Origin of the sequence: Tepidiphilus thermophilus (assembly GCF_001418245.1) — a bacterium.
GTDB classification, from domain to species: Bacteria; Pseudomonadota; Gammaproteobacteria; order Burkholderiales; family Rhodocyclaceae; genus Tepidiphilus; species Tepidiphilus succinatimandens.
Genome location: NZ_LIPU01000007.1, coordinates 42,657 through 59,813 on the forward strand (window position 1 = coordinate 42,657; position 17,157 = coordinate 59,813).

Genomic DNA, 17,157 nt, shown 5'->3' on the forward strand with positions numbered 1-17,157 from the left:
GGGTCGCCCTTTTCGGCTAAACTAAACAGTTCGCTTTTTCGTCCCATTCGACGCCCATCCCATGAAAACATCCGACATCCGCAAAACCTTCCTCGACTTCTTCGCGAGCAAGGGGCATACGATCGTGCCTTCCAGCTCGCTCGTGCCCCAGGGCGACCCGACGCTGCTCTTCACCAACGCCGGCATGAACCAGTTCAAGAACGTCTTCCTCGGTCTGGAAGAACGCCCCTACAAGCGTGCCACCACGGCGCAGAAATGCGTGCGTGCCGGGGGCAAGCACAATGACCTGGAAAACGTCGGCTACACCGCGCGGCACCACACTTTCTTCGAGATGCTGGGCAACTTCAGCTTCGGCGACTACTTCAAGCGCGAGGCCATCGCCTACGCTTGGGAGCTGCTCACCGAGGTCTTCAAGCTGCCGCCCGAGCGGCTGTGGGTGACGGTGTATGCCGAAGACGACGAAGCCTATCGCCTCTGGGCCGAGGAGATCGGTGTGCCGCGCGAGCGCATCGTGCGCATCGGCGACAACAAGGGGGCGCGCTACGCTTCCGATAATTTCTGGATGATGGGCGACACCGGCCCCTGCGGACCGTGCACCGAAATCTTCTACGATCACGGCCCCGAAGTGCCCGGCGGCCCGCCCGGATCGCCCGACGAGGACGGGGATCGCTACATCGAGATCTGGAACCTCGTGTTCATGCAGTACAACCGCGACGAGCAGGGCGAGATGCATCCCCTGCCCAAGCCCAGCGTCGACACCGGCATGGGGCTGGAGCGCATCGCCGCAGTGCTGCAGGGCGTGCATTCGAACTACGAGATCGACCTCTTCCAGCGGCTCATCACCGCAGCCATGGAACTCACCGGCTGCGCCGACCGCGATCAGCCCAGCCTCAAGGTGCTGGCCGACCACATCCGCGCCGCTTCTTTTCTCATCGCCGATGGGGTCATTCCCGGCAACGAGGGGCGAGGCTACGTGCTGCGCCGCATCATCCGCCGCGCCATTCGGCACGGCTGGAAGCTCGGCGTGCGCGCGCCTTTCTTCTACCGACTGGTCCCGGCGCTGGTGGCCGAGATGGGCGAGGCCTATCCCGAGCTCGTGGCGCGCCAGGCAGTGATCGAGGCGACGCTGAAGCAGGAGGAGGAACGCTTTTTCGGCACCATCGAGCACGGCATGTCGCTGCTGGAAGCCGTGATCGCGCAGATGCAGGCCAACGGCCAGAGCGGGCTCGACGGCGAGATCGCCTTCAAGCTGCACGACACCTACGGTTTTCCGCTGGATCTGACCGCCGACGTGCTGCGCGAGCGCGGCTTCACCGTAGACGTGGCGGGGTTCGACGCGGCCATGGCGCGGCAAAAGGCCATGGCGCGCGCCGCAGGCAAATTCAAGATGCAGGCGGTGCTCGAATACGAAGGGCCGACGACGCGCTTCGAGGGCTACGAGACCTTGGAAGACGAGGGGGAGATCGTGGCGCTCTATCGCGACGGCGCGCCGGTCGAGGAACTCGCCGAGGGCGAGGAGGGCGTGGTGGTGCTCGATCGCACGCCGTTCTACGCCGAATCCGGCGGCCAGGCGGGCGATCGCGGCGAGCTGCGCGCTCCGGAGGGGATCTTCGCCGTCGAGGATACGCAGAAGATCCAGGCCGAGGTGTTCGGCCATTACGGCGTGGTGCGCACGGGGCGGCTCGCGCTGGGGCAGCGCGTGCGCGCCCGTGTCGATGCCGAGGCCCGCGCCGCCACCGCGCGGCACCATTCCGCCACGCACCTCTTGCACAAGGCTTTGCGCGAAGTGTTGGGGCCGCACGTGGAGCAGAAAGGCTCACTCGTCGATGCCGATCGCCTGCGCTTCGACTTCGCGCACCCTCAGCCGCTCAGCCAGGAAGAGATCGAGCGCATCGAATGGCTCGTCAATCGCGAGGTGCTCGCCAACGTTCCCACGCGCGCCGAGGTGATGCCGCTCGAAGCGGCCAAGGCGAGCGGGGCGGTGATGCTCTTCGGCGAAAAATACGGCGAGACGGTCCGGGTGCTCACCATCGGCAGCTCGAAGGAGCTGTGCGGCGGCACGCACGTGACGCGCACCGGCGACATCGGCCTAGTGAAGATCGTGGCCGAGAGCGCGATCGCCGCCGGCGTGCGCCGCATCGAGGCGGTGGCGGGCGAAGTGGCGCTGCGCTGGGTGCAAGGCATGGATCGCAGCCTGGGGCGGCTCGCCCAGGCGCTCAAGGTGGCGCGCGAGGAGGTGCCGACGCGCGTGGAAGCGTTGCTCGAGCAGGTCAAGGAAGCCGGGCGCGAGCGGGCGCGGCTCGTGCAGCGGCTCGCCCAGGCCGAGGCAGTGGCGCTTGCCGCCGCGGCCGAGACCGCGGGCGAGGCGAAACTGCTGGTGCGCCGGGTGGAGGCCGACTCGCCCGAGACGCTGCGCGAACTCGCCGACGCGCTGCGTTCCCGCCTGCCCAAGGCCGCGGTGCTGCTCGGGGCCGTGATCGAGGGTAAGGCCGTGGTGCTCGCTGCGGTGAGCAAGGAAGTGACGTCCCGCCTCAAGGCCGGCGACTGGGTCAAGGTCGCGGCCGAGGCAATGGGCGCGCGCGGCGGCGGTCGCCCTGAACTCGCCCAAGCGGGCGGCGGCGATGCCGCCAAGCTCGACGAGGCGCTCGCGCAGGGCAAGGCGTGGGCGCTGGAGCGGCTGAAACACTGAGCGTGACGAGCCCGGTGGAGCGCTGCATGCCTCATCGTGTCGGGGCGTTTTGCCCGCCAAAGGAGTGGCGTGATGGGGCATAAAGCACTCACCAAAGTCGGGCGCATCTCGTGGAATGCGGAAAAGAACGAAAAATTGCGTCGAGAGCGGAATGTTTCTTTTCAAGACGTGGTCTACGCCATGGCGAACGGTGCCATTCTCGATACGTTCGATCATCCCAATCAGGACCGCTATCCTGATCAGAAAATCCACGTCGTCGACATCGATGGGTATGCCTATCTCGTCCCTTTCGTAGAGTCCGAAGACGAGATTTTTTTGAAGACGATCATCCCGAGCCGTAAGGCGACCAAAACCTATCTGGAGCGAAAGGCATGAATGGGTTGGATCCGGAAGAACGGGAAATCCTCGAAGCCTTCGATGCGGGGGCGCTCAAGCGGACGCCACAGGCGGATCAGCTCAAGTCCCGCCATCAAAGTTATGCGAGAGAAATGGTTGGTCGGGAACGATTGATCCGCCTGCGTCTCTCTGAACGCGATATGCTGCGTCTGCGTCAGAAAGCGCAGGAGGTGGGCATCCCCTACGAGGCACTAGCCGCTCAGATCATCCATCGCTATGTCGAGGATTGAGTCTCAAAACGGCAGTTCCACCCCCGGCCACACGCTCGTGAGGGCGCGGCGGAAGTCTTCCTGGATGCGCGCGAGCGCTTCGGGCGTGTCGGCCTCGAAGCGCAGCACCACCACCGGGGTGGTGTTGGAGGCGCGCGCGAGGCCGAAGCCGTCGGGGTATTCGACGCGCACGCCGTCGATGGTAATGATCTCACGCGCACCGGTGAAACCGCTGTAGCCTTGCAGCCGTTCGATGAGGGCAAACGGCTCACCTTCTTTCATTTTGACATTGAGCTCGGGCGTGGCGATGCTGTCGGGCAGCGCCTCGAGCACGGCGCTCGGATTTTCGTGCCGCGAGAGGATTTCCAGCAGGCGCGCGGCGGCATAGAGGCCGTCGTCGAAACCGTACCAGCGATCCTTGAAGAAGATGTGCCCGCTCATCTCGCCGGCGAGCGGCGCCCCCGTCTCGCGCAGTTTCGCCTTGATAAGCGCATGCCCGGTCTTCCACATGAGCGGCACGCCGCCGTGCGCGCGGATGACCTCGGCGAGCTTGCGCGAGCATTTGACGTCGAAAAGGATCTGGGCGCCAGGATGGCGCGAGAGCACGTCGGCGGCAAAGAGCATCATCTGCCGGTCGGGGAAGATGATCTTGCCGCTTTTGGTGACCACGCCCAGTCGGTCGCCGTCGCCGTCGAAGGCGAGTCCCAGCTCGGCGTCGCTGGCGGCCACGCGCGCGATGAGATCCCGCAGGTTCTCGGGTTTGGACGGATCGGGATGGTGGTTGGGAAACGTGCCGTCGACTTCGCAAAAGAGCGCGTCGACCCGGCAGCCGAGCCGTTCGATGAGCTCCGGGGCGAAGGCCCCGGCTACGCCGTTGCCGCAGTCGACCGCGACCTTCATGGGGCGGGAGAGCTTGACGTCGGAGGTGATGCGCGTGAAGTAGGCTTCGCGCACGTCGGCCCGGCGCAGCTGCCCCGCGCCGCTTTCCAGGTCGCCTTCGGCCAGACGCCGGCGCAGATCCTGGATGAGCGGCCCAAAGAGGGTCTCGCCGGCGAGCACCATCTTGAAGCCGTTGTACTGCGGCGGATTGTGGCTGCCGGTGACCGAGACGCAGGAGCGCGTGCCGAGATGCTCGGCGGCGAAGTAGGTGACCGGCGTGGGGACTGCGCCGATATCGATGACGTCCACCCCCGCAGCCATGATCCCTTCGGCGAGCGCCGCGGCAAGCCGTGGGCCCGACAGGCGCCCGTCGCGCCCGACCACGATCGCCTCCACGCCACGCCGGCGCGCTTCGCTGCCGATCGCCCGGCCGATGGCACGGGAGGCGTCTTCGGTGAGGGTCTCGTCGACGATACCGCGGATGTCGTAAGCTTTGAAGATGCTGGCGTCGGGAAGCGTCATCGCAGGGGCTCGCACGGGGGTCAGTGGTGGTGTTTGGGCAGGGGGCCTTCGAAGCGGAAGCGCCGGCTGCAATAGGGGCAGACGGCTTCGCCTTCGGCCGTGGGGTCGAGGAAGACGCGCGGATGCAGCAGATTGACCGGTTCGCCGGGAAGGGGGCAGTGCAGCGGCAGATCTTCGGCGCGCACAGCGATCTCGTGTTCCTTGCGCACGGTCTCGAGCGGATTGGGGACACTCATGGATGCGCTCCTTACAGGTAGGCGAGCCAGTGGTCGTACTCGGGCGCGCGGCCGGCGACGATGTCGAAGAAACGCTGCTGGATGCGAGCGGTGACGGGGCCGCGCTTGCCCTCGCCGATGACGCGGTCGTCGAGCTCGCGGATCGGCGTGATCTCGGCGGCGGTGCCGCTGAAGAAGGCTTCGTCGGCGATGTAGATATCGTCGCGCGTGAGCCGGCGCGACACGAAGGGGATGCCGAGTTCCTCGGCGATGCGGATCACCGTGTCGCGAGTGATGCCCGTGAGCGCCGCGGCGATTTCGGGCTCATACAACACCCCATCCTTGACCACGAAGAGGTTTTCCCCGGCGCCTTCGGCCACGAACCCCTGGGTGTCGAGCAGCAGCGCTTCGTCGTAGCCCTGACTGGTGGCTTCCATGTTGGCGAGGATGGAGTTGGCGTAGGTACTGGAGAGCTTGGCGCGCGGCATGGTCACGTTGACGTGCTGGCGCTGGAAGGAAGCGGTCTTGATGCGGATGCCGCGCTCCAGGCCGTCTTCGCCCAGATAGGCGCCCCAAGGCCAGGCGGCGATGGCCACGTGCACTTTGGCGCCCTTGGGCGAGACGCCCATCTTCTCCGAGCCGTAGAAGGCGATGGGGCGGATGTAGCAGGATTCGAGGTTGTTCGCGCGCACCACCTCTTTCTGCGCTTCCATGAGCTCCTCGAGCGGCCAGGGAATCGGCATCATGTAGATCTTGGCCGAATTGAGGAGCCTTTGGGTGTGCTCGCGCAGGCGGAAGATCGCCGTGCCACGCTCGGTGGCGTAGGCGCGCAAGCCTTCGAACACGGCCAGGCCATAGTGCAGCGAATGGGTGAGCACGTGGGTGGTGGCTTCACGCCAGGGCACGAGCTTGCCGTCGTACCAGATGAAGCCGTCGCGGTCGGACATCGACATGGGGTTCTCCTCGGGTGGATGGGCTCGGCGTTTGCGCCGTGTAACCGCAGATTGTAGCGCAAAGCGCCGAGGGATCAGGACCCGCCGCGACTTCGGAGAAAACCGCTGCGCCGCGCGCTCACCACAGTTGCCACCAGGGTTTGTCCGGGCCTTTCTTTCCGCCCTTGAAGTAGGCCGACTGGGGGAAGTTGTGGCGCAGCACGCGCTCGGCGTCGGCGCGCAGATCCTGCAGGCCGAGCTTGTCGTAAGCCTGCATGAGGATCCACAGCGCGTCTTCTTGCGCCGGGGAATCGGGGAATTGCTCGAGCACGGCTTTTGCCCGGTTGGCGGCGGCCAGATACGCTCCGCGGCGCATGTAGTAGTCGGCTACATGCACTTCGTAGCGCGCCATGGCGTTGGTGAGGTAGATCATGCGCTGGCGCGCATCCTCGGCGTATTTGCTGTCGGGGAAACGCTCGATGAGCTCGCGGAACGTCTCGTAGGATTCGCGCATGCCCTTGGGGTCGCGCTCGGAGAGATCCTGGTTGGAGATCGTCCCGAGCAGGCCGAGGTCTTCGTTGAAGGTCGCCAGCCCCTTGAGGTAGTACATGTAATCGACGTTGGGGTGGTTGGGGTGCAGCCGGATGAAGCGATCGGCGGCGGCGATCGCCTCTTCAGGCTCGCCCGCCTTGTAGTGGGCATAGGCCGTTTCGATCTGCGCCTGCTGGGCGTAGCGCCCGAAGGGGTAGCGCGCTTCGAGCTTTTCGTAGAGTTCGACGGCCCGTTGATAATTTCCTTCGTTCAGGGCATCCTTGGCTTCGGAATAGAGTTTTTGCGCGTTCCAGCCGCGGGTCTCGTCCTCTTTTTCGGGGATGAGGCTGCAGCCGGCGAGCGTGAGCGAGAGGGCGAGGAAGAGCGCGGTGAGTGAACGCAGGATCATGGCGGATGACGATCTGGGCATGAGTGACTCGGTGACCGATTATAAGGCGGAATGGGATGGCGACGACGAAGAGGCGATCACGGCCGAAGAAGAGGCACGCCTCGTGCCGGTCGCGCTCGCGGGCGAGCGGCTCGACCGCGTCGCCGCGGCGCTGTGGCCGGAGCATTCCCGCTCGCGCTTGCAGGCGTGGATCGAGGAAGGATGGCTGACCGTCGATGGCGTACCCGCCGAATCGGTGCGGCGCCGGCTGCTGGGCGGAGAGCGGCTGGTGCTCGCGCCGCCGCCATTCGCATTGGGGGAAGTCCCGCGGGCACAGGCGATGTCATTGTCTCTCCTCTATGCCGATGAATCGATTTTCGTCATTGACAAGCCGGCCGGCCTGGTGGTTCATCCCGGCGCGGGAAACTTGGAGGGAACCTTGCTCAACGGGCTGCTCGCGCTCGATGCCGGTCTGGCAGCGCTGCCGCGGGCCGGCATCGTCCACCGGCTCGACAAGGACACGAGCGGCCTCATGGTGGTGGCGCGCACCCTGGAAGCGCAGACGGCGCTGGTGCGTCAGCTGCAGGCGCGCACGGTGCGCCGCGAATACTGGACGGTGGTGGCGGGGCATCTGGAGCGGGCCGGAACGGTGGAAGCGCCCATCGGACGGCATCCGCGGGTGCGCACGCGCATGGCGGTCGTACCGCAGGGCAAACCCGCGGTAACACACTATCGCCCGCTGGAAGCCTTCGCCGAGGCCACGCTCGTCGAATGCCGCCTCGAGACCGGACGCACGCACCAGATCCGGGTGCATCTGGCTCACCTCGGTTTCCCCCTGCTGGGTGACCCACTCTACGCCCCGCGCGCGGTGGCGGCGCGTTTTTCGCGTCAGGCGCTGCACGCCCGGCGGCTTGCCCTCGTGCATCCCGCAAGCGGCGAGCCATGCCGTTGGGAGTCGCCCTTGCCCGAGGACATGACCCGGCTGCTGGAAATCCTTCGGGGAGAGAAGCGATGATCCGCCGCATTCATTGGCCGGAAGCACCGCGCAACGTAGTACTGCGCCTCACCGACCGCGAGGGCGGGGTGAGCCGTGAGCCGTATGCCTCCTTCAACCTCGCCACGCACGTGGGCGACGACCCCGCGGCGGTGGCGGAGAATCGCCTGCGCCTCGCGCGGCTCCTTCCCGCCATGCCGTTGTGGCTCGAGCAGGTGCACGGCGCGCGCGTCTTCGATGCCGATCGCGAGCCCTGGGAGGGAACGCCGCCGCAGGCCGATGCGGCGGTGACGACCCGGCCGAACTTGCCGCTTGCCGTGCTCACTGCCGACTGCCTGCCCGTGGCTTTTGCCGCCTGCGACGGTACCCGAGTGGCGGTAGCGCACGCCGGCTGGCGCGGGCTCGCCGGCGGGGTGCTGGAAGCGGTGGCGGCGCATTTTCCGCCCCAGGGCTTCGTTGCCTGGATCGGGCCGGGAATCGGGCAGGCGCACTACGAGGTGGGGGAGGAAGTGCGCGGAGTTTTTCTCGACCAGACCCCGTCGCTTGCCCGGTTTTTCGTACCCGGCCGCGACGGCGCGCATTGGCTCGCCGATCTCGTCGGCATTGCGCGGGCGAAGCTGCTCGCCGCGGGAGCGGCCGCAGTCAGTCTGGGCGGTATATGTACATTTCATGACAAGGCGTTCTATTCCTACCGCCGTGAAGGGAGGTGTACCGGCCGCTTCGCTTTGTGCCTCTGGCGCGCCTCGGGGTACATGACGCATGCTGCAGCGCATGATTGTCGCCATGCACCTTTCGTGCCACAATGAATTCGACCAAGGAGAAAATATGACGTCTTTCCCCAATCCGCCCGGCGTTTCGCTTCCTCCGGGGCATCCCTTGCAGGCATGGCAGCAGTACTGGCAGCTCATGGCCGGTGATCCGGACAAGCTGCGCCAGTGGCAGCAGCAGTGGCTGGCGCAGCACGCCCAGCTGTGGGACCAGCTGCTGCATCGTCGGCCGGGCGAGCCCGCCGAGCCGGTGGTGCCGCAGGTGCGCGGCGACAAGCGCTTCTCCTCGCCTGCGTGGCAGGAAAGTCCCATCTTCGACTACCTCCGCCAGGCCTACTGGATCAACGCGCAGATGCTCACCCGCTGGGTGGAAGAGAGCGACTTCCCCGACGGCAAGACCAAAGCGCGGGCGCGTTTCCTTGTGCGCCAGATCGTCGATGCCCTCGCCCCCTCGAACTTCGCCGCCACCAATCCGGAATTCATCCGTCAGGCGCTCGCAACCCAGGGCGAGAGCATCCGGCGCGGCATCGCCAACCTGCTCGAAGACCTGCACAAAGGTCACATCTCGATGACCGACGAGTCCGCCTTCGAAGTCGGGCGCAACCTTGCGGTCACTCCCGGCGCGGTGATCGCCGAAAACCCCCTCATGCAGCTCATCCAGTACGCGCCGCTCACGGAGAAGGTGGGCGAGCGGCCGCTCCTCATCGTTCCGCCCAACATCAACAAGTTCTACATTCTCGACCTCCAGCCGGAAAATTCCCTCGTGCGCTTCGCTCTGGAGCAGGGTCACACGGTGTTCATGATCTCGTGGAAGAATCCGGGCATCACCGAGGCGCGCTACGGCTGGGACGATTACCTGGAACTGGGGCCGCTGCGGGCGTTGGAGATCGTGCGCGAGCTCACCGGCGTGGCCGATCCCAACGTGCTGGGGTTCTGCGTCGGCGGCACGATGCTTTCCTGTGCGCTCGCAGTGGCGCGCGCCCGGGGTGAGACTCCGGTGCGCAGCCTCACGCTGATGACGACCCTGCTCGATTATGCCGAGAGCGGCGATCTCGGCTGCCTCGTGGACGAGGCGAGCGTCACCGCACGCGAGGCGGCGATCGGCAAGGGCGGATTGATGCTGGGCTCGGAACTGGCCAATACCTTCTCGGCGCTGCGGGCCAACGACCTCGTCTGGAATTACGTGGTCAACAACTACCTCAAGGGCGAAGCCCCCAAGCCTTTCGACCTCCTCTATTGGAACAGCGACAGCACCAACCTGCCCGGGCCGTTCGTCGCCTACTATCTGCGCAACATGTATCTCGAGAACAACCTGCGCGTGCCCAACAAGCTGACGATGCTCGGCGAGCCGGTGAGCCTTTCCCGCCTCGACATGCCCGCCTACGTGATGGCGGCGCGCGAAGACCACATCGTGCCCTGGCGCGGAGCCTACTTGTCGCAGCGGCTGCTCGGCGGCCCGCGCCGTTTCGTGCTCGGGGCGAGCGGCCACATCGCTGGCGCCATCAATCCGGCGCGCAAGAACCGTCGCAGCTACTGGGTCAACGAATCCCTACCCGAGGAGCCGGAAGCGTGGCTGGCCGGGGCGCAGGAACAACCCGGCAGCTGGTGGTGGGACTGGGCCCGCTGGCTGGAGGCGCACAAAGGAAAACTCGTGCCGGCGCGCACCGCCTTGGGCAACGATCGCTACCGCCCGATCGAGCCGGCGCCGGGCCGCTACGTGAAGGAGCCGGCCCTGCCGCTCGTGCGCGAACCCATTGTGTAACCCTGCCGCGCGCCGCGGCGCCATCTACGAGAGAGGAGAAGGGAAATGACGACACGCATCGCATTGGTGACCGGAGGCATGGGGGGGCTCGGCGAAGCGATCTGCATCAAGCTCGCCCAGCTGGGCTATCGCGTCGTCACCACGCATTCGCTCAACAACAAGAACGCGCCGCAGTGGCTCGCCGACATGAAGGCCAAGGGGTTCGACTTCGCCGCCTATCCCGCCGACGTCGCCGACTTCGATTCCTGCAAGGCTTGCGTCGAGAAAATCGTGCAGGAAATCGGTCCGGTGGACGTGCTCGTCAATAACGCCGGTATCACCCGCGACATGACCTTGCGCAAGATGACCAAGGCCGACTGGGACGCGGTGCTGCGCACCAACCTCGACAGCGTCTTCAACATGACCAAGCAGGTCATCGACGGCATGGTCGAGCGCAAGTGGGGGCGCGTCATCAACATCTCTTCGGTCAACGGCCAGAAAGGCGCCTTCGGCCAGACCAACTATGCCGCGGCCAAGGCCGGGATGCACGGCTTCACCAAGTCGCTGGCGCTCGAAGTGGCGCGCTATGGCGTCACGGTCAATACCGTTTCGCCGGGCTACATCGGTACCAAGATGGTGCTCGCCATTCCGCAAGAGATCCTGGACTCCAAGATCCTGCCGCAGATCCCCATGGGACGTCTGGGCAAGCCCGAAGAGATCGCCGGACTGGTGGCCTACATCGCCTCCGATGAGGCTGCTTACATGACCGGGGCCAACATCGCCATCAACGGCGGCCAGCACATGTATTGAGGATCGGCACCTCCCTCCTTGGAAGAGGGGCTACGGTCACCGGGTCTGCAGAGGCGATGCCTTGTCGGTGTCACCCTGCGGACCCTGCATTTTTCGGCCGCGGGGAACCTCTGCCTTTTGCTACGGTATAATGTTTCGTCGCGACCTCCTTGTGGGAAAGATCGGCAATGACCGATGCGCAGCAGATCCGCCTGATCAAGAAGTACCCCAATCGCCGTTTGTACGATACCGTCAGCAGCGCCTACATCACGATCGGTGACGTGAAGAACCTTGTGCTTTCACACGAGCCTTTCCGTATCGTCGACGCGAAGACGGGGGAAGATCTCACGCGCAGCGTGCTGCTGCAGATCATCCTCGAAGAGGAAGCCTGCGGCCAGCCGCTCTTTTCTTCCGAGCTGCTCGCGCAGATCATCCGTTTCTATGGCCAGGCGTCGCAAAACCTGATGGGGCGCTATCTGGAAAACAGCATCGCCGCCTTCGTCGAAATGCAGAACAAGTTCCAGGAGCAGCTGCGCTCGCTCTACGGGGACAAGGCGCCGCTCGGCACCGACTGGATGGCGCAGTTTCTTTCGCTGCAGGCTCCGGCGCTACAATCGATGATGAACGCCTATCTCGAGCAATCGCGCCAGCTGCTCACCCAGATGCAGAAGCAGGCGGAGAGCCAGACGCGCGGGCTCTTCGGCGCCATGTTCTCCGGCCTGCGGCCGCAGGCGGACGAATCCGCCCAAGGCGGCACGACCTCACCGACCAAGCCCGATGAAACTTGAGTTTGCTGCGCCCCGCGTGGGCATGGTAAGCCTGGGCTGCCCCAAGGCCACCGTCGACTCCGAACGCATCCTTACACGCCTGCGGGCCGAGGGCTATGCGCTCAGCCCCGACTACGAAGGGGCGGATCTGGTCATCGTCAATACCTGCGGCTTCATCGACGCGGCGGTGGAAGAATCGCTGCAGGCGATCGGCGAGGCGCTGGCGGAGAATGGCAAGGTCATCGTCACTGGCTGCCTGGGCGCCCGGCCGCAGCGCATCCTCGAAGAATTCCCCCAGGTGCTGGCGATCACCGGTCCGCATGCGGAGGCCGAGGTGCTCGATCTGGTGCACCGCCATCTGCCCAAGCCGCACGACCCCTTCACCGACCTCGTCCCCCCGCAGGGACTGCGGCTCACGCCGCCGCACTACGCCTACCTGAAGATCTCCGAGGGCTGCAACCACCGCTGTACCTTCTGCATCATCCCGTCGCTGCGCGGCGATCTCGTCAGCCGCCCCATCCACGAGATCATGGCCGAGGCCGAGGCGCTGGTCGCATCCGGCGTCAAGGAGATCCTGGTCGTGTCGCAGGACACCGCCGCCTACGGGGTGGACCTCAAGTACCGCACGGGCTTCGTCGACGGTCGGCCGGTACGCCAGCGTCTCGCCGAGCTCGCCCGTCTGCTGGGGGAGCTCGGCGTATGGATCCGGCTACACTACGTCTATCCCTATCCGAGCGTGGACGAGCTCATCCCGCTCATGGCCGAGGGCAAGATCCTGCCCTATCTCGACGTCCCGTTCCAGCACGCCAGCCCCCGCATCCTCAAGGCGATGCAGCGGCCGGCGGCCACCGAACGGGTGCTCGAGCGCATCCGGCGCTGGCGCGAGATCTGCCCCGACTTGACGATCCGCTCGACCTTCATCACCGGCTTCCCTGGTGAGACCGAGGAGGATTTCGACTTGCTGTTGCAGTTCCTCGAAGAGGCGCAGCTCGACCGGGTCGGCGCCTTCGCCTATTCCCCCGTCGAGGGCGCGGCGGCCAATGCGCTTCCCGGTGCCGTGCCCGAGGAGGTGCGCGAGGAACGGCGCGTGCGCCTGCTGCAGTGGCAGGAGGACATCTCCACGCAGCGGCTGGAGCGCTGGATCGGGCGCCGGATCGCGGTGCTGGTGGAAGAGGTCGACGAAGAGGGGGCGCTCGCGCGTTCGAGCGCCGACGCGCCCGAAATCGACGGTCTCGTCATCATTCCCAACGGCGAGGACTTGCAGCCGGGCGAATTCGCCGAAGTCCTCGTCACCGACTGCGACGTGCACGACCTCTATGCGGAAGTGCCGTCGCGCTGAATCACCCCTCTCTCCCCGTAGTTCAATGGATAGAACGAGCGCCTCCTAAGCGCTAGATCCAGGTTCGATTCCTGGCGGGGGGACTCCCTTTCAAGGTTTTTGTCATGCCTGTGCTCCGCCTCGACGACGCCCATCTTGCGTTTGGTCACGTTCCTCTGCTCGACGCCGCGTCCTTTCAGCTCGACGAGGGTGAGCGGGTGGTGCTGATCGGGCGCAACGGTGCGGGCAAATCCAGCCTGCTGCGCGTGCTCGCCGGCGAGCAGCCGCTCGACGACGGGCTCCTGTGGCGCCAGCCGGGCCTGCGTCTGGCCTACGTGCCGCAGGAAGCGGACTTCCCGCCGCAGGCCACGGTGGCCGAGGTGCTCACCGAGGGGCTGGGCGAGGCGGCAGGCCTCTTGCGGCGGTTTCAGGCGCTGTCGCGCCACGTGGCGGCCACTCCCGAGCCGGCGCTCCTTGCCGAACTCGACGCCGTCCAGCAGGCGCTGGAGCGCGAGGGCGGGTGGCAGTGGCAGCACCGCATCGACGCCGCGCTCGCGGCGCTGGGGTTGGAGGCCGAGGCGCGCATCGCATCGCTCTCGGGCGGCGGGGTGAAACGCGTGGCGCTCGCCCGCGCGCTGGTGGCCGAGCCGGAAGTGCTGTTGCTCGATGAGCCGACCAACCACCTCGACATCGCCGCGATCGAGCGGCTGGAGCAGATGCTGCTCACCTTTCGTGGCAGCGTCGTGCTGGTGACGCACGACCGGGCCCTGGTCGATCGGGTCGCCACCCGCATCGTCGAGCTCGACCGGGGGCGGCTGGCGAGCTTTCCCGGGTCGTTCGCCGAGTACGAACGGCGCAAGGCCGAGCAGCTCGCGGCCGAGGCGCAGGCGCAGGCGCGCTTCGACAAGTTCCACGCCCAGGAAGAGGCGTGGATCCGCAAAGGGGTGGAGGCGCGGCGTACGCGCAACGAGGGCCGGGTGCGCCGGCTGGAGCGGCTGCGCGAGGAACGCGAGGCGCGCCGCGAGCGGCTCGGGCGGGTGCGCCTGCAGCTCGAGGCGGGCGAGCAGAGCGGTCGGCTGGTGGCCGAGCTCGTGGGCGTGACGAAATCCTGGGGCGAGAAGACGGTGGTGCGCGATTTTTCCACCACCATCCTGCGGGGCGATCGCATCGGCTTCATCGGTCCCAACGGGGCCGGCAAGACGACCTTGCTCAAACTCATCCTGGGCGAGATCGAACCCGATGCGGGTCTGGTGCGCCACGGCACGCGCCGCAACGTCGCCTATTTCGATCAGATGCGCGCCCAGCTCGACCCCGAGGCGCGGCTGATCGACGTCGTCAGTCCCGGTTCGGATACGGTGGAGATCGCCGGGCAGCGGCGCCACGTCGTCGGCTACCTCGAGGACTTCCTCTTCTCGCCGCAGCGGGCGCGCTCGCCGGTGAAGACGCTCTCGGGCGGGGAGCGCAACCGCCTGCTGCTCGCGCGCCTCTTTGCTCAGCCGGCCAATGTGCTGGTGCTCGACGAACCGACCAACGACCTCGATCTCGACACGTTGGAGCTCCTCGAGGAGCGCCTGCTCGCTTATCCGGGAACCTTGCTGCTGGTGAGCCACGACCGGCGCTTCCTCGACAACGTCGTCACGCAGGTGATCGCCTCGACCGGCGACGGGCGCTGGGAAGAGTGCGTCGGCGGCTACAGCGACTGGCTGCGGCAGCGAGGCGAAACCGCGTTGGCGCCGGCAGCCACGGGTCCGACCAAGGCGCCCGTCAAAACCAAGATCGCTGCCCCGGAGAAATCCCGCTCTTCCCGGCCGCGGCGCTTGTCGTACCGCGAACGCCAGGAGCTGGAGGCGCTGCCGCAAAGGATCGAAGCCTTGGAAGCGGAGCAGGCGGCGCTCGCCGAGGCGCTCGCCGATCCGCGGCTCTACAGCGAGCGGGCGCAGGAAGTGGCCGGCCTGAAGTCGCGGCTCACGGCGGTGGAGGAAGAGATCGAAACCTTGCTCGAACGCTGGTCGGAACTGGAAGCGCTCGCCGCGGGCGAGGGGTGAGCGTTCATTTGCCGTGTGGCGGAGCAGGGGTGACGTTCGACGGCTCGCCGCCATCGGTACGGGTGGGCGGCGTTTCGGCGTTGGTAGGGCCGAGTAGGCGCGCCATCACCTCTTCCGGCGCGCCGAGCTGCTTGAGCAGGATCTCGCGATTGACATGCACCAGTTCCTGGATGGCGTCGAGGTCGGCCGGGATGCGCGGATCGTTCCAGCCGTGGGCGAGGTGGCGCGCAAGCCGCGTGGCGAGCCATACCGTGCGCGTGCGCGGATTCTCCAGGTGGTGGTCGTCGAGCAGCTTTTTCAGGATCTCGGGTAGTTCCAGCGCGTCGATGAGGCCGTTGCGGATCTCGACTTCGGTGGCGTTGAACACCTTGCGCTGCAGCTGCTCGAGGGGGATGGCAGGGTAGGTGCGACGCAAGCGGATGAGCAGCGACATGAGCCGGGGGGCATAGAGCCACATCAGGACTTCGGTGATGTCGTGCAACAGCGCCGCGACCACCACTTCCGAGACTTCGATGTCGCGGCGCAGGAGCGCCCATTCGCGGGCGAAACGCGCCGCCCGCCGTAGCCGCGCGATGAGCCGAAGCAGCATCGCCAGCTCGCGCGGCTGATCAGCGAGCTCCTCTTCCACCAGCGTCATGCGGTCGCATTCGGCATAGAAGGCGCGGATGCCCAGCATGAGGAGGATGCGGTCGATGGTGGTGAGCTCGCGCGTGCGCAGGTCGGGCGGGCGGCGCTTTTGCAGCGTCACCATCAGCCGCAGCGTGAGGAGTGGATCCTGCAGCACCACCTGCGAGAGGACGTGGGCATTGAGCGTTTCCGCCGCCGGGCGCAGTTCCTCGAGGCGGCGCTTGGTATGTCTGAGGATGGGGACCTTGTCGGCGCGCTCGGCGAAGAAGCGAATCCAGGCGGCCGCATCCGGTAGCGGGTGTTCGAGTCGTTCCATCGCCTTTCTCCGGCCGGGGACGCCGCGATTATCCCCAGCGGCCGGGGTTTTGCCAAGAGGCGCTCAGTCGTCGGGGTAATCCGCCCAACAGTTGGGCGTCTCGTAGAGGCGCACCCGGCGCAGTCGCAGCCGATCGCCATGGGCGAGGTGCAAGCGCTCGGACAGGAGCTCATAGGCGATGCGCGCGAGGTTTTCGGCGGTGGGAACGGCGTCGAGCACGACCGTTCGATGGTCCGGGATGCGCTCGAGGAGCGAGCGCACCAAGGCGTCGTCGCGATGCACGAGGAAGGCGTGATCCCAAGGATCGACCACGGTTTCGTGGACGAGGGCCTTGAGGGCGGAGAAGTCGAGCACCATTCCCTCGTCGCTGCGTCCGGCCTCTGGGACCGGCTCACCGATGAGCGTCACCTCGAGTGCATAGCGATGGCCGTGCAGGTGGCGACACCGGCTTTCATGGTTGGGAATGCGGTGCCCGGCGTCGAATTCGAAGCGTCGGGTGATCTGCATGGGAGGATTCTAGCGGAAAAAACCGCCGCGGCCTGCAGGGTGCAAGGTCGCGGCGGTCGCCGTGATCCCGTCGATCGCGGCCGAGCCAGGAGGCTCAGTCTTCCACCGTTTCCCCTTCTTCGACGGGGGCGGACGTCTTTCCCTGGTTTTTCAGCCAGGCGCGCGCTTCTTTCTTGAGTTCCTTGAAGCGCTCGGCATCGGTTGCCTTGAGATATTGCGCGACTTCCCAGTCTTCCCGCTTGATCTTGTTCACGTCGATCTGCTCGACGTGGACGAGGCGCAGCAGCGCCTGCACGGGGCGAGGGATGTTGCGCCCGCTCTCGTAGCGGGAGCCCCCGCTCTGGGTGACGCCGAGTTTGGACCAGAACTGGGACTGGTTGAGGCCCAGTTTCTTGCGCAGTTCGCGGATGTCGCCGCCGGTAAGGTTTTTCATCGAGATTGGCTCCATTACTCGTGGATAGGAGATCATGCCTCGCTCATGTCGTGCCTGAGCGAGGCATAATCATATAACGAGGCAAATTGTAA

General features: G+C 66.1%; 17 protein-coding genes and 1 tRNA gene. 11 read left to right on the forward strand and 7 right to left on the reverse strand.

Annotated features, from left to right (window positions below):
• Positions 1–61: 61 nt before the first annotated feature.
• From alaS to ASC37_RS06995, 3 genes are all read left to right on the forward strand, one after another.
• Positions 62–2,689 carry an alanine--tRNA ligase gene (gene alaS, locus ASC37_RS06985; RefSeq protein WP_055423688.1) on the forward strand — a complete coding sequence of 876 codons (2,628 nt, stop codon included), beginning with the start codon at positions 62–64 and terminating at the stop codon, positions 2,687–2,689.
• Between the two features lie 72 nt (positions 2,690–2,761).
• Positions 2,762–3,064, forward strand: a complete 303-nt coding sequence (locus ASC37_RS06990) for a DUF4258 domain-containing protein (protein WP_055423689.1) — start codon at positions 2,762–2,764, stop codon at positions 3,062–3,064.
• On the forward strand, positions 3,061–3,315 hold the full coding sequence (locus ASC37_RS06995; RefSeq protein ID WP_055423690.1) for a hypothetical protein: 255 nt from the start codon (positions 3,061–3,063) through the stop codon (positions 3,313–3,315). The genes ASC37_RS06990 and ASC37_RS06995 overlap by 4 nt, the downstream gene beginning before the upstream one ends.
• A gap of 3 nt (positions 3,316–3,318) precedes the next feature.
• On the opposite strand, the gene ASC37_RS07000 is transcribed toward ASC37_RS06995, so the two are convergent.
• From ASC37_RS07000 to ASC37_RS07015, 4 genes are all read right to left on the reverse strand, one after another.
• A complete protein-coding gene (locus ASC37_RS07000) occupies positions 3,319–4,695 on the reverse strand; it encodes a phosphomannomutase/phosphoglucomutase (protein ID WP_055423691.1) in 1,377 nt (458 codons plus the stop codon).
• A 20-nt stretch (positions 4,696–4,715) separates the two neighbouring features.
• A complete protein-coding gene (locus ASC37_RS07005; protein ID WP_055423692.1) occupies positions 4,716–4,931 on the reverse strand; it encodes a zinc-finger domain-containing protein in 216 nt (71 codons plus the stop codon).
• 11 nt (positions 4,932–4,942) lie between these two features.
• A complete protein-coding gene (locus ASC37_RS07010; protein ID WP_055423693.1) occupies positions 4,943–5,863 on the reverse strand; it encodes a branched-chain amino acid transaminase in 921 nt (306 codons plus the stop codon).
• Between the two features lie 118 nt (positions 5,864–5,981).
• Positions 5,982–6,782: an outer membrane protein assembly factor BamD gene (locus ASC37_RS07015; RefSeq protein ID WP_055423694.1), complete on the reverse strand. Its 801-nt coding sequence runs from the start codon at positions 6,780–6,782 to the stop codon at positions 5,982–5,984.
• 19 nt (positions 6,783–6,801) lie between these two features.
• Here ASC37_RS07015 and ASC37_RS07020 point away from each other — a divergent pair, with 19 nt between their 5' ends.
• From ASC37_RS07020 to ASC37_RS07055, 8 genes are all read left to right on the forward strand, one after another.
• A complete protein-coding gene (locus ASC37_RS07020; protein WP_082438409.1) occupies positions 6,802–7,776 on the forward strand; it encodes an RluA family pseudouridine synthase in 975 nt (324 codons plus the stop codon).
• Positions 7,773–8,561 carry a peptidoglycan editing factor PgeF gene (pgeF, locus tag ASC37_RS07025; protein WP_055423696.1) on the forward strand — a complete coding sequence of 263 codons (789 nt, stop codon included), beginning with the start codon at positions 7,773–7,775 and terminating at the stop codon, positions 8,559–8,561. The genes ASC37_RS07020 and pgeF overlap by 4 nt, the downstream gene beginning before the upstream one ends.
• 19 nt (positions 8,562–8,580) lie before the next feature.
• Entirely contained in the window at positions 8,581–10,284 is a 1,704-nt protein-coding gene (locus ASC37_RS07030; RefSeq protein ID WP_055423697.1) for a PHA/PHB synthase family protein, read from the forward strand.
• 45 nt (positions 10,285–10,329) lie between these two features.
• Positions 10,330–11,073: an acetoacetyl-CoA reductase gene (phbB, locus tag ASC37_RS07035; protein WP_055423698.1), complete on the forward strand. Its 744-nt coding sequence runs from the start codon at positions 10,330–10,332 to the stop codon at positions 11,071–11,073.
• 167 nt (positions 11,074–11,240) lie between these two features.
• On the forward strand, positions 11,241–11,840 hold the full coding sequence (gene phaR / locus ASC37_RS07040; RefSeq protein WP_055423699.1) for a polyhydroxyalkanoate synthesis repressor PhaR: 600 nt from the start codon (positions 11,241–11,243) through the stop codon (positions 11,838–11,840).
• On the forward strand, positions 11,830–13,158 hold the full coding sequence (gene rimO, locus ASC37_RS07045) for a 30S ribosomal protein S12 methylthiotransferase RimO (RefSeq protein WP_055423700.1): 1,329 nt from the start codon (positions 11,830–11,832) through the stop codon (positions 13,156–13,158). Before phaR ends, rimO begins: the two co-directional genes overlap by 11 nt.
• An 11-nt stretch (positions 13,159–13,169) precedes the next feature.
• Positions 13,170–13,241: transfer RNA gene (locus ASC37_RS07050), tRNA-Arg, on the forward strand.
• Between the two features lie 21 nt (positions 13,242–13,262).
• Entirely contained in the window at positions 13,263–15,182 is a 1,920-nt protein-coding gene (locus tag ASC37_RS07055) for an ATP-binding cassette domain-containing protein (RefSeq protein ID WP_055423701.1), read from the forward strand.
• Between the two features lie 4 nt (positions 15,183–15,186).
• Here ASC37_RS07055 and ASC37_RS07060 read toward each other — a convergent pair whose 3' ends face one another.
• The 3 genes from ASC37_RS07060 to ASC37_RS07070 form a co-directional block, all read right to left on the reverse strand.
• Positions 15,187–16,125, reverse strand: coding sequence for an HDOD domain-containing protein (locus tag ASC37_RS07060; RefSeq protein ID WP_055423702.1), 939 nt, complete (start codon positions 16,123–16,125; stop codon positions 15,187–15,189).
• 63 nt (positions 16,126–16,188) lie between these two features.
• The gene (queD, locus tag ASC37_RS07065) at positions 16,189–16,632 is read right to left on the reverse strand and encodes a 6-carboxytetrahydropterin synthase QueD (protein ID WP_055423703.1); all 444 of its coding nucleotides are present in this window, start codon (positions 16,630–16,632) and stop codon (positions 16,189–16,191) included.
• 94 nt (positions 16,633–16,726) lie between these two features.
• Positions 16,727–17,065 (reverse strand): helix-turn-helix domain-containing protein, encoded by a 339-nt coding sequence (locus ASC37_RS07070; protein ID WP_055423704.1) that lies wholly within the window; start codon positions 17,063–17,065, stop codon positions 16,727–16,729.
• Positions 17,066–17,157: the final 92 nt, after the last annotated feature.

What these genes read in the sequence shown, in the direction of transcription:
- ASC37_RS07060 (WP_055423702.1), bottom strand. Translation starts at nt 16,125, where the DNA reads ATGGAACGACTCGAACACCCGCTACCGGATGCGGCCGCCTGGATTCGC.
- ASC37_RS07055 (WP_055423701.1), top strand. Translation starts at nt 13,263, where the DNA reads ATGCCTGTGCTCCGCCTCGACGACGCCCATCTTGCGTTTGGTCACGTT.
- ASC37_RS06995 (WP_055423690.1), top strand. Translation starts at nt 3,061, where the DNA reads ATGAATGGGTTGGATCCGGAAGAACGGGAAATCCTCGAAGCCTTCGAT.
- ASC37_RS07010 (WP_055423693.1), bottom strand. Translation starts at nt 5,863, where the DNA reads ATGTCGATGTCCGACCGCGACGGCTTCATCTGGTACGACGGCAAGCTC.
- pgeF (WP_055423696.1), top strand. Translation starts at nt 7,773, where the DNA reads ATGATCCGCCGCATTCATTGGCCGGAAGCACCGCGCAACGTAGTACTG.
- ASC37_RS07070 (WP_055423704.1), bottom strand. Translation starts at nt 17,065, where the DNA reads ATGAAAAACCTTACCGGCGGCGACATCCGCGAACTGCGCAAGAAACTG.
- phaR (WP_055423699.1), top strand. Translation starts at nt 11,241, where the DNA reads ATGACCGATGCGCAGCAGATCCGCCTGATCAAGAAGTACCCCAATCGC.
- queD (WP_055423703.1), bottom strand. Translation starts at nt 16,632, where the DNA reads ATGCAGATCACCCGACGCTTCGAATTCGACGCCGGGCACCGCATTCCC.
- alaS (WP_055423688.1), top strand. Translation starts at nt 62, where the DNA reads ATGAAAACATCCGACATCCGCAAAACCTTCCTCGACTTCTTCGCGAGC.
- phbB (WP_055423698.1), top strand. Translation starts at nt 10,330, where the DNA reads ATGACGACACGCATCGCATTGGTGACCGGAGGCATGGGGGGGCTCGGC.
- ASC37_RS07005 (WP_055423692.1), bottom strand. Translation starts at nt 4,931, where the DNA reads ATGAGTGTCCCCAATCCGCTCGAGACCGTGCGCAAGGAACACGAGATC.
- ASC37_RS07000 (WP_055423691.1), bottom strand. Translation starts at nt 4,695, where the DNA reads ATGACGCTTCCCGACGCCAGCATCTTCAAAGCTTACGACATCCGCGGT.
- ASC37_RS07015 (WP_055423694.1), bottom strand. Translation starts at nt 6,782, where the DNA reads ATGATCCTGCGTTCACTCACCGCGCTCTTCCTCGCCCTCTCGCTCACG.
- ASC37_RS06990 (WP_055423689.1), top strand. Translation starts at nt 2,762, where the DNA reads ATGGGGCATAAAGCACTCACCAAAGTCGGGCGCATCTCGTGGAATGCG.
- ASC37_RS07020 (WP_082438409.1), top strand. Translation starts at nt 6,802, where the DNA reads ATGAGTGACTCGGTGACCGATTATAAGGCGGAATGGGATGGCGACGAC.
- ASC37_RS07030 (WP_055423697.1), top strand. Translation starts at nt 8,581, where the DNA reads ATGACGTCTTTCCCCAATCCGCCCGGCGTTTCGCTTCCTCCGGGGCAT.
- rimO (WP_055423700.1), top strand. Translation starts at nt 11,830, where the DNA reads ATGAAACTTGAGTTTGCTGCGCCCCGCGTGGGCATGGTAAGCCTGGGC.